The organism is Rhizorhabdus sp. P4_G6 (assembly GCF_056401045.1).
On record NZ_JBFUKC010000040.1, the window covers coordinates 1 to 10003 of the forward strand.

At 63.3% G+C, this 10003-nt stretch carries 11 protein-coding genes; 4 read left to right on the forward strand and 7 right to left on the reverse strand.

Annotated elements, in window-relative coordinates:
* Positions 1 to 64 precede the first annotated feature (64 nt).
* The 6 genes from AC1DPF_RS18545 to AC1DPF_RS18570 are packed head-to-tail and all read right to left on the reverse strand — an operon-like array spanning position 65 to position 5663.
* Complete coding sequence (locus AC1DPF_RS18545; RefSeq protein WP_477867169.1) at positions 65 to 922, reverse strand: class III extradiol dioxygenase subunit beta; 858 nt, start codon at positions 920 to 922, stop codon at positions 65 to 67.
* A complete protein-coding gene (gene ligA / locus AC1DPF_RS18550) occupies positions 922 to 1332 on the reverse strand; it encodes a protocatechuate 4,5-dioxygenase subunit alpha (RefSeq protein ID WP_477962857.1) in 411 nt (136 codons plus the stop codon). The genes AC1DPF_RS18545 and ligA overlap by 1 nt, the downstream gene beginning before the upstream one ends.
* The gene (locus AC1DPF_RS18555; protein WP_477962859.1) at positions 1329 to 2360 is read right to left on the reverse strand and encodes a Rieske 2Fe-2S domain-containing protein; all 1032 of its coding nucleotides are present in this window, start codon (positions 2358 to 2360) and stop codon (positions 1329 to 1331) included. Before AC1DPF_RS18555 ends, ligA begins: the two co-directional genes overlap by 4 nt.
* Positions 2357 to 3382: an amidohydrolase family protein gene (locus tag AC1DPF_RS18560; protein WP_477867163.1), complete on the reverse strand. Its 1026-nt coding sequence runs from the start codon at positions 3380 to 3382 to the stop codon at positions 2357 to 2359. Before AC1DPF_RS18560 ends, AC1DPF_RS18555 begins: the two co-directional genes overlap by 4 nt.
* Complete coding sequence (locus AC1DPF_RS18565) at positions 3379 to 4242, reverse strand: NAD(P)-dependent oxidoreductase (protein ID WP_477867161.1); 864 nt, start codon at positions 4240 to 4242, stop codon at positions 3379 to 3381. The genes AC1DPF_RS18560 and AC1DPF_RS18565 overlap by 4 nt, the downstream gene beginning before the upstream one ends.
* A gap of 53 nt (positions 4243 to 4295) precedes the next feature.
* Positions 4296 to 5663 carry a LysR family transcriptional regulator gene (locus AC1DPF_RS18570; RefSeq protein WP_477962861.1) on the reverse strand — a complete coding sequence of 456 codons (1368 nt, stop codon included), beginning with the start codon at positions 5661 to 5663 and terminating at the stop codon, positions 4296 to 4298.
* Here AC1DPF_RS18570 and ligK point away from each other — a divergent pair.
* From ligK to AC1DPF_RS18590, 4 genes are all read left to right on the forward strand, one after another.
* Positions 5601 to 6272: a 4-carboxy-4-hydroxy-2-oxoadipate aldolase/oxaloacetate decarboxylase gene (gene ligK / locus AC1DPF_RS18575; protein WP_477962863.1), complete on the forward strand. Its 672-nt coding sequence runs from the start codon at positions 5601 to 5603 to the stop codon at positions 6270 to 6272. The two genes, AC1DPF_RS18570 and ligK, sit on opposite strands and share 63 nt — an antisense overlap.
* Positions 6265 to 7320 carry a 4-oxalomesaconate tautomerase gene (locus tag AC1DPF_RS18580; protein WP_477962865.1) on the forward strand — a complete coding sequence of 352 codons (1056 nt, stop codon included), beginning with the start codon at positions 6265 to 6267 and terminating at the stop codon, positions 7318 to 7320. The genes ligK and AC1DPF_RS18580 overlap by 8 nt, the downstream gene beginning before the upstream one ends.
* On the forward strand, positions 7317 to 8204 hold the full coding sequence (locus tag AC1DPF_RS18585) for an amidohydrolase family protein (protein ID WP_477962867.1): 888 nt from the start codon (positions 7317 to 7319) through the stop codon (positions 8202 to 8204). The genes AC1DPF_RS18580 and AC1DPF_RS18585 overlap by 4 nt, the downstream gene beginning before the upstream one ends.
* Before the next feature lie 128 nt (positions 8205 to 8332).
* Positions 8333 to 9172 carry a LysR substrate-binding domain-containing protein gene (locus AC1DPF_RS18590; protein ID WP_477962869.1) on the forward strand — a complete coding sequence of 280 codons (840 nt, stop codon included), beginning with the start codon at positions 8333 to 8335 and terminating at the stop codon, positions 9170 to 9172.
* Between the two features lie 13 nt (positions 9173 to 9185).
* Here the strand turns inward: AC1DPF_RS18590 and AC1DPF_RS18595 are convergent, their stop codons facing one another.
* The gene (locus AC1DPF_RS18595) at positions 9186 to 9812 is read right to left on the reverse strand and encodes a glutathione S-transferase family protein (protein ID WP_477962871.1); all 627 of its coding nucleotides are present in this window, start codon (positions 9810 to 9812) and stop codon (positions 9186 to 9188) included.
* Between the last annotated feature and the right edge of the window lie 191 nt (positions 9813 to 10003).

Sequence of the window (10003 nt, forward strand, 5' to 3'; positions counted from 1 at the left end):
GTTTCAGGGCATCGAGATGCTTCTCTCCGAAAGCGCCGCCGCCGACGAGGGCAATTTTCATGGATCAGGCTCCGCTGGAAGAGGGGACGGGTTCGAGGACGATGTGCCCAATCGCGGTGTTGCTGCATGGGACGTGGTAATGGCGATGGAGGAGGCGGGTCGCCGGCCCGAGCGCGCCGCGCATGATCAACCACATCACCATTTCGATCCCTTCGGACCCGGTTTCGCGCAGATATTCGATGTGCGGGACCCGCCGTAAATGATCGCTCTCGCCGATCAGCCCGTCGAGAAACATGTTGTCCCACGCGGCATTGATCAGCCCCGCGCGAGGGCCCTGGAGCTGGTGGCTCATCCCGCCGGTCCCCCACATCTGGACATTGATGTCCTCCGGGAAGCTGGCGACGGCGCGGCCGACAGCTTCGCCCAGAGCCCAGCACCGATTGCCCGAAGGCGGCGGATAGGTCACGACATTCACCGCCAGCGGGATCACCCGGCACGGCCATTGCTCTACGCGCCCGAACATCATCGAAAGCGGCACCGTCAAGCCATGGTCGACGTCCATCTCATTGATGATGGTCATATCGAACTCGTCGAGGATCAGGCTCTGGGCGATATGCCAGGCGAGGTCCGGGTGCCCGATGACATCGGGCACCTGGCGAGGTCCCCAGCCCTCGTCAGCGGGCTTGTATCGCTCGCCACAGCCAATGGCGAAAGTCGGGATGACCTTCATGTCGAAAGCGGAGGCGTGATCGTTGTAAACGAGGATCACCACATCGGGTCTTGCGGCTTTCTCCCAGTTCCGGGTCCACTCATAACCGGCAAAAATCGGTCCGAAGTAATCGTCGCCCTCCTTGCCCTGATCATGTGCCACTCCGAGCAGAGGAACGTGGCTGGAGCCGACGCCGGCGGTGATGCGAGCCATCAGAGTCGTTCCTTCCTGGAGCGCAGCCCTTCGGGCGATCGGCCGCCAGCGTTCATCATGGCCTGATAGTCGGTGACGGTCATGCCGGTCATCGTGCTGACCGCCTGGACGAAACTCAGTCCATCCGTCGAAAAGATCTTCGACAGGAAGTAGATGTTGCCGCCGAGATCGAGCATCCGGTTGTAATCGCGCGCGAGCACCGCGGCCTTCTGTTCGCCCGACAGTGGCCACTGATCGAGATAGGTTTTTTCGTCGGCTTTCCAGCGTTCGCGATTTTCAGGCTTCATCAGGCTCATCGCGAACTGGTTGAGATGATATCCCTGTCGCGCGCGCGACGCGGTGAACACCCGCGTGCCGGGTATATCCTCGAACTCCGCGAGATACTCGTGGATGTCGCGGGGGGCGGTCATGCGGTGGCCGATCCGCTGGCGATAATCCGGCTGATGATCTGCCGCGCTCGCGTGCCGCCCTGATCGATGCTGTAGGCGTTGAGCTTCATCGCGGGGTTTGCGGCGATCGCGCGCTGCTGCGCCTCCAGGATCTCCTTGTCCTCCAGGAAGACGCCGCCTTGCTGTTGCTTGAAACGTGCGGTGAAGCCTGCGTCATCGATATCGAAACTGCGCGCCATGCCCCAGAAATAGTGCATGCTTGTGTCCGATTCCGGCGTGGCGACATCGATCACGAAGCCGCGCACGCCCTGATCGTGATTTTGCAGCGTCGCCCCCGCTTCGACGGGCGCCACGCCGACATCGATGATAACCGCGGATGGTGGGATGAATTCGCAAATCTGCCACCGATCAACCGGACCATCCTTCTTCAGGGCGCCGCGCCAGAAGGGGGGCGCATCGATGCCCGGCATCCAGCGCGACACAAATACGCGATCGCCATCGACCCTCGTCTCCAGCGGCGCTTCCATCAATTCGGGCTGGCCGATGGAGCCGGCATGGACATAAGTTTCGTGGGTCAGGTCCATGAGATTGTCGATCATCAGCCGATAATCGGCCGCGACATGGTAGTAGCCGCCGTCCACGGTCCAGCCTGGCGCGGAGCAGGGCCAGAGATCGGGGATCAGGTTCGGGTCGGCGGCCCGCCGTTCGCCTACCCATATCCAGACGAAACGATGGCGCTCCTCGACGACGAAGGTCTCCGCGCAGATCCGCTTGTTCACCTTTTCCGTCCTGAGCGGCATTTCCTCGGCCATGCCGTCGGCGGCAAGCTTGAGGCCGTGATACTTGCAGCGTATCGAATCGCCTTCGCGCAGGCCCATCGACAGCGGGAGAAGGCGGTGCGGGCACGCATCGCGCATGGCGACGACCGACCGGTCGAGCTTGCGATAGAACATCATCGGCACGCCGCAGATCGTCCGGGCGATCGGCTGATCGCCGATCTCATGGTCCCAGGCGGCGACATACCAGGCGTTGGTGATCCAGGTCGTCACAACCCCCTCTGCCGCAGCTGCGCGTCGAGCCGCGGGAAGACGCGGCGCGCATTGCCCTCGAATATCGCCCGGCGTTCGGCATCGCTGATCTCGAGCGCATCGATATACCGTTTGGTATCGTCGAAATAATGTCCCGTGGTCGGATCGATGCCGCGCACGGCACCGATCATTTCCGAGCCGAAGAGGATATTCCTAGTCTCGATTACGTCGGCAAGCAGGTTGATCCCCGGTTGGTGGTAGACACAAGTGTCAAAGAAGATGTTGTTCATCAGGTGGATCTCGAGAGATGGTTTCTTCAGCATGTCGGCCAGTCCCCGATAGCGTCCCCAATGATAGGGCACCGCGCCGCCGCCGTGCGGGATGATGAAGCGCAAGGTCGGGAAATCGGCGAACAGATCGCCTTCCAGCAGCTGCATGAAGGCAATGGTGTCAGCTGCGATGTAATAGCCCCCGGTCGCGTGCATCGCCGGATTGCAGCTGCCGGAGACGTGGATCATCGCCGGCACGTCCAGCTCGACCATCTTCTCGTAAAAGGGATACCAGTAGCGGTCCGTGAGCGGCGGGTGCTGAAAATAGCCGCCGCCCGGATCGGGATTGAGGTTGCAGCCAATGAAGCCCAGCTCGTTCACGCAGCGATCGAGCTCGGCGATCGAGGCCGACATGTCGGCGTTCGGACTCTGCGGCAGCATGCAGACGCCGGAGAAGGTTTCCGGGAACAGGCCGACGACACGCGCTATCAGATCGTTGCAGCGGACCGACCATTCCCGCGCGACGCCCTGATCGCCGACATGGGGCGCCATCGCGGAGGCCCGCGGCGAGAAGATGGTGATGTCTGCGCCGCGTTGCCGGATCAGGCGCAGCTGGTTGGCCTCGATCGTTTCGCGGATCTCGGCATCGGCAATGTCGGGATAGGCCGGGGGCGTTGTCAACGCCTTGTACGCGGCCTTCTGCTCTTCCCGCCAGGCGTCATGCTTCTTGGGCAGGACGGTGTAATGGCCGTGACAGTCGATGATCAGGCTCATGCTGCTTTCTCATGCCTTCGGGATGTGAGGGCATCGAGCTTGGCGTCGAGTCCGTGGGGCGCGCCCAGGCCGAGGCTGCCCAACGCCCGCTGGCGCTCGACGGTACCGCGCGACATCGCGCTGCCGGTCCCCAGACCGTCGAGGGTCTTGACGACCTCTTCCATTTCGGCGGCGCGGCGCAGGCCATGGACGAGCATTCTTTCCAGATTATAATCGGCGCGTTCGCTCCAGCTGCCCGGCTTCTCGCCGGCGTCGAGCGAGGCGAGCACTTCGTGGCGGACGCCCGCCGCCTCGGCAGCCATCAGACATTCCGCCGTCAGCGCCTCCATTCCCTTGATCATGACCGACCGGATCATTTTGACAGCCGACGCCGCGCCGATCCCGCCTTCCATCCTGCGGATCCGGGTGAATCCCATCGCCGCCAGCAGAGCCAGTCCCGCTTCCGCATGGGGACCGCTTGCGAGCAGGGGAACGTCGCGGCCGGCAGGATGAACCGGTGCCAATATGGCGACATCGACATACCGGCCACCTGCGGCATGGATCGCATCGGCGGCGGAGCGTTTGGTGTCTGGCGCAACGCTGTTCATGTCCAGCCACAGGGCGTCCGGCGTGAGATATGGCGCATAGTCCCGAGCTGCAGCCAGCGCCTCGTCGGCGGTGACGAGCGAAATCGCCGCGCCAGCACCTCGAAGAGCCAGGGCCGCGTCCTCGAAGCCGTCGACGCCTGCCGCGGCGAAGGCGGCAACCATCTCGTCACGAAATGCCGCCTCACCGGTTTTTCGGTCGAACGCGCGCGCTCCGGCCGAGGCGAATGCCCGGCCGGCCTCTCCAAAGCCGATATATGCGACAATCGGTGACATGCGGTCGGGGTAAGCGAACGGAGCGCCGACCCCCAATCCAAATCGAGTATGGCCTAGTGATTTTCCTGAAGTCTTGTTTCTATCGAGGCCAGGTTCAGGAGGTCGATCAGCCGCTGCTGGGATCGTGTCGGCCGCCAGTCGCTGCGCATGCTGAGCCCGATCGTGCGGACGCGGTTCGACAGGCCGGGGCCGATACGCACCAGCATGGAACTCTCGATCTCCACGGCGATCTGATCGGGCGACAGCAGGGTCAGCAGATCACTCTGCATGAGCAGGCCCCGGATCACCATCACGGAGCCGCATTCGACCGGCATGGGCGGCTGCGGCGCACCCTCGAACAATGCCTCCCAATGGGCGCGCAGCGGCGTTTCGGCCGGGCCGACGATCCAGGATTGCGCGCGTAGATCATCCAGGGTGACTGGGCCGCGTGCGAGCGGATGATCCTTGCGGCCGAAAATGGCGAGCCTGTCGGTGAAGAGGGGTATCTGATCGATGCCCGGCGTAACTTCGTCGCGGAGCGCGCCGATCATGATGTCGATGACGCCGTCGAGCAAAGGATCGACGAGCTCCCGCCAGGAACCTTCCACGACATTGACCACGGTTGCGGGCGATTCGCGGAGAAAATGCGCCAGCGCCCTCGGCAAAACCAGCGCTCGGCTCAACGGCATCGCGCCGATCGCAATGCGCGCACCTTCGTTCGGTTCGTCCCTGGCCTCGCCGATGCCCGCCGCGATCTCACCGGCAGCGAGGCGCACACCTCGGGCCAGGGCGTGCCCCGCTGCGGTGAGGGTCATTCCGCGGCCCCGCCGCTCGGCCAGGGGAACCGCGCAGACCTGTTCAAGCTCGCGGACGGCGCGATGGATGGCCGGCTGGGAAAGGCCGCTGACGGCAGCGGCACCTGCAAAGCCCTGTGCATCTGCGAAGTGCAGAAAGGCTTGGAGCTGGGTGGCTGTCATCAACCGCTCAGGGCTGGAAAAGCTGCGCGGGCCACCGCGTGAAGAGCGACGCGCCGCCGTGGCGAGGTGCGTGAAGGCCCTCTCCGCGCGCTCGATCAGGGCTTTGCCCGCGATGGTCGGCGTCACCCCGTCCGAATGTCGCTCGAAGAGGAGCACGCCAAGCTGTTTTTCCAACTTTCCCAGACCCTGGGTCAAGGCGGATTGTGAAAGGCCGGCCGTCTCGGCCGCGCGATTGAGGCTCCGCTGCGCCATCACCTCGCTGAGGGCGCGCAGGTGCCGCAGATTGATGTCGAATGGCTTGATCACGACACAAACATAGCAAAAACTTATTGCCCGTGCACAAGTTGGATTGGCACATATTCGAGCGTTGGGCGCACGGCTCCATGACAAAGGAGATCGAGCATGGGCGTGGTTGTACAGAATATCGAGCGCGCGGCGGCTGGCATCATCGACGGTCTCGCCCATGCCGGGGTCGCTACCGTCCATGAAGCCCAGGGGCGCACCGGATTGCTCAGCCATAGGATGCGGCCGATCTATACCGGCGCGCGCATCGCGGGATCGGCCGTCACCATCTCCGCGCCGCCCGGCGACAACTGGATGGTTCATGTTGCGATCGAGCAGTTGAAGGCGGGCGATGTTCTCGTGCTTGCACCCACGTCGCCGTGCACCGATGGATATTTCGGCGACCTGCTGGCGATCAGTGCGATGGCGCGCGGATGCCGCGGCCTGGTGATCGACGCGGGAGTTCGCGATGTTCGCGACCTGACGGCGATGGGGTTCCCGGTCTGGTCCAAAGCGGTTTTCGCGCAGGGCACGGTAAAGGCTACCTTAGGCTCGGTGAACGTGCCTATCGTCTGCGCCGGGGCGGCGGTCGAACCAGGCGATGTGATCGTGGCGGACGACGACGGCGTCTGTGTGGTCAAGCGCGCGGACGCTGAAACAGTGCTGCAAAAGGCGCAGGCGCGCGAGGCGGTCGAGGCGACAAAGCGCCAGCGTCTGGGGGCGGGCGAACTCGGTCTCGACCTCTATGGCATGCGGGCGCGTCTCGCCGAAATGGGCCTTAAATATGTCTAAGGGCGTGCGCTGCATGTGGATGCGGGGCGGGACGTCCAAGGGTGCTTTCTTCCTCGCCGACGATCTGCCTACCGACAGCGCGGCCCGCGATGCATTCCTGCTGCGTGTGATGGGCTCGCCCGATCCCCGTCAGATCGACGGGATGGGGGGCGCGGACCCGCTGACATCGAAGGTAGCGGTGGTGGGTCGTTCGGAGCGGGAAGGCGTCGACGTCGATTATCTCTTCCTCCAGGTGTTTGTCGATCAGGCGATCGTCACCGATAGCCAGAACTGCGGCAATATGCTCGCCGGCGTGGGCCCGTTCGCCATAGAGCGGGGACTGATCACCGCGGTCGGCGAGGAAACGCCTGTTGCGATCTTCATGGAGAACAGCGGCCAGGTTGCTGTCGCAACGGTGCGGACCCGCGAAGGCCAGGTCTGCTATGATGGCGCCGCCGCGATCAGCGGCGTGCCTGGAACCGCCGCGCCGATCCCACTCGCCTTCCGCGATACCGCGGGTTCTTCCTGCGGGGCACTGCTGCCGACGGGCAACGGCGTCGACGACATCGACGGTATCGCGTGCACCCTCATCGACAACGGCATGCCCTGCGTGGTGCTGGCCGCTGCCGACGTCGGCGTAACCGGCTATGAGGATCGCGATACCCTGGATGCCGACATCGCAATGAAAGCCAGGGTGGAGGCGATCCGCCTCAAGGCGGGTCCGCTGATGAACCTTGGCGATGTCGCCCGGAAGTCTGTCCCGAAGATGATGCTGGTGGCGCCGCCGCGCGAAGGCGGTGCGATCAATGTGCGCTCACTCATTCCACACCGCGTTCACGCATCGATAGGCGTTCTTGGCGCGGTGAGCGTCGCGACGGCCTGCCTGGTCCGGGGCTCGCCGGCCGCTGCCAGTGCCCGACTGCCCGTGGGCAGGAGGCTCACCCTGGGCGTCGAGCATCCGACCGGCGTGACGGAATGCGTCGTTACGGTCGATGCCGGTGGACAGCCGGTCGAGGCGGGAATGCTGCGGACCGCGCGCAAGCTGATGGACGGAGAAGTTTTCGCATGATCACCGACAAGGATGGCCGCATCCGCTCCTGGGCGCTTTCGCCTTCGCGGCCGCGGTTTGCTTTACCGTCTGGTGCCGTGGATGCGCATTGTCATGTCTTTGGTCCGCAGGCCGGCTTCCCGTTTAGTCCGAAGGCCAAATATCTGCCGCAGGACGCCGGTCCCGAGGCTCTGTTCGCTCTGCGCGATCGGCTGGGCTTCGCGCGCAACGTGATCGTCCAGGCGAGTTGCCATGGCACCGACAACCGCGCTACCCTGAATGCGATCGCCCGGTCGGGTGGCATGGCGCGTGGCGTAGCCGTGGTCGATCCGGCCATCGGCGATGCCGAGCTTGACTCGCTCCATCGTGGTGGCATCCGCGGCGTGCGATTCAATTTTCTCAAACGGCTGGTGGACGATGCGCCCAAGGACAGGTTCCTTGATGTCGCGCATCGCATCCAGCGGCTGGGCTGGCACGTCGTAGTATATTTCGAGGCCGATATCCTCGACGAGATGCGCCCCTTCCTGAGGGCGATCCCGACCCCGATCGTGATCGATCATATGGGCCGGCCCGACGTGACGCAGGGACCGGACGGCTCCGATATGAGAGCGTTTCGCGCGCTGCTCGACAGCAGGGACGACATCTGGACCAAGGTGACCTGTCCGGATCGTCTCGACCCCGCCGGGCCGCCATATGGCGATTTCGTCCGTTCGGTGCGTCCACTTGTCGAGGCCTATTCCGACCGGGTGTTGTGGGGCACGGACTGGCCGCACCCGAATATGGAAAAGGTGTTGCCGGATGACGGTCTGTTGGTCGACGTCATTCCCGAGATCGCAGTGACCGAGGAACTTCAACGCAAGCTCCTCGTCGATAATCCGACCCGGCTTTACTGGCCTGATTTGTAGCGTCTTTGCCCTTGGCCGAAGGCGATCACGGCGAAAGAGCGAGGCGCCGGGAGCCACGCTAGGCCTGGCTAATCTTTGACTAAATCTCATCTCAATCGTAGGCTGAGATGAGAAAGGTTTATCGAACTATGTCGACGAGTCTCCCGAGCGAACTGCTGAAAACCTTCGTTGAAGTGGTTCAGGCCGGCTCCATGCTGAGGGCAAGCGAGCGCGTATTCCTGACCCCGTCCGCGGTGAGCTTGCAGATCAAGCGCCTCGAGCAGATCGTGAATGCGCCGCTCTTCTTCCGCGACAAGCGCATGCTCACCCTTACCACAGCGGGAGAGACGCTGCTTCGTTTCGCCAAGGATATCCTTGCGCTGAACGATCAGGCGATGGCCGTGCTCGCCGGCGAGCGCGCCACCGGTCCGATCCGGGTTGGAATGGTCGAGGATTTCGCGCGAACCGTCCTGGTGGGTAGCCTGAAGCGCTTCTCGGAGCTCAATCCTGATGCCCAAATCCAGCTTCGGGTCTGCGGCTCGGTCGAATTGCGCGAGCTGATCGAGGTGGGCAGGATCGATATCGCCCTGTGCATGCGGCTGCCGTCGGAGGACGGCGTCATCGCTACGCGCGCCGTTCACTGGTTCGGCGCGGAAGCATTACTCGAGCGTCCGGTTCTCCCCCTCGCCTTGCTCGAAGCGCCCTGTCTGTTCCGGGCACAGGCCCTCGCCGCGCTCCAGGATGCCGGCATCGAACATGAGATCGCGATCGAAACAGCCAGCACCTCGGCGCTGCACGCCGCCGTCGTGTCGGGCCTGGGTGTCACGCCGCGGACTGCGGGGTTCATGGCGCCGGATCAGCAAGTGCTCAGGCTCTCCGCGCTGCCGATGCTGCCGCGCATCGGATATTGCCTGCTTCAGTCCGCTACGGCCGCTCCCTCTTGCGAGGCGCTGAAATCCATCCTTCTGCAAGCGGTCGAGCAATTATAGGCCTGGGTAGGGATTACTCGGATAGTTCGGTCGCCAGGGCGGAGATGGCCGATGGCCGCGCGAGCAGGGCCGACTGATGTTCGGACCATCGGGGAAATGAATCCATGTCCATCTTGAGCCGTTGAGCCCAGCGGAAGAACACACTCAGATAACCATCGACCACGCTGAACTCCGACCCAAGCGCCCAAGGGCCAACCAGCTTTTGCTCAATGCATCGAAAGGCGTTCTCGAGCCGCCCGGGCGCCGCTGCCATCACCGCCTCCGCGACGGCGGGGTCATCGACAAATCGCTCCGTGCGCCATAACTGAGCGATGGTGACATGCACATTGCTCGCCAACCACGCCATGAATTCATAGGCCTTGGCGAGCGCCGTCGGATTACCGAACGGCAGCAGGTCGGCATGGGGATTCGAATGCGCGGCATAGCTCAATATGGCGATCGTTTCCGTCACGACCTTGCCGTCGATTTCAAGCACTGGCACGCGGCCCAGCGGATTGAGGGCCCGGAACCAGGGGCTGTCCTGCTCTCGATCCGCGAGTTTGACTCTACGCGCCTTGAACTGCAGCCCGGCTTCGTTGAGGGCGATCAGCGACGCAAAGGCGCATGAGCCCGGGGCAAAATAGAGCGTAGCGGAAGGCATTGGTTCTCCTTGAGCACGTCATAGCGGTGATCTCGTGTCCCCGACTGACCGAGATCCGAATATAAGAAGGAAACATAGGGATCGCTTGACGCAACTCCGATGACGCAAATCCGAGAAATTATATCTTTTATGTAAATATGCCGGCTATCAATGATCCGAAACCTGTGTGCCGCAACTGAATTGGCCTTAAC

Bases quoted from the DNA above. Each gene is read 5' to 3' on its own strand.
- AC1DPF_RS18590 (WP_477962869.1), top strand. From the start codon at position 8,333: ATGTCGACGAGTCTCCCGAGCGAACTGCTGAAAACCTTCGTTGAAGTG.
- AC1DPF_RS18585 (WP_477962867.1), top strand. From the start codon at position 7,317: ATGATCACCGACAAGGATGGCCGCATCCGCTCCTGGGCGCTTTCGCCT.
- ligK (WP_477962863.1), top strand. From the start codon at position 5,601: ATGGGCGTGGTTGTACAGAATATCGAGCGCGCGGCGGCTGGCATCATC.
- AC1DPF_RS18560 (WP_477867163.1), bottom strand. From the start codon at position 3,382: ATGAGCCTGATCATCGACTGTCACGGCCATTACACCGTCCTGCCCAAG.
- AC1DPF_RS18570 (WP_477962861.1), bottom strand. From the start codon at position 5,663: ATGGGCGAGACCGTCGATGATGCCAGCCGCCGCGCGCTCGATATTCTG.
- AC1DPF_RS18580 (WP_477962865.1), top strand. From the start codon at position 6,265: ATGTCTAAGGGCGTGCGCTGCATGTGGATGCGGGGCGGGACGTCCAAG.
- AC1DPF_RS18565 (WP_477867161.1), bottom strand. From the start codon at position 4,242: ATGTCACCGATTGTCGCATATATCGGCTTTGGAGAGGCCGGCCGGGCA.
- AC1DPF_RS18545 (WP_477867169.1), bottom strand. From the start codon at position 922: ATGGCTCGCATCACCGCCGGCGTCGGCTCCAGCCACGTTCCTCTGCTC.
- AC1DPF_RS18595 (WP_477962871.1), bottom strand. From the start codon at position 9,812: ATGCCTTCCGCTACGCTCTATTTTGCCCCGGGCTCATGCGCCTTTGCG.
- ligA (WP_477962857.1), bottom strand. From the start codon at position 1,332: ATGACCGCCCCCCGCGACATCCACGAGTATCTCGCGGAGTTCGAGGAT.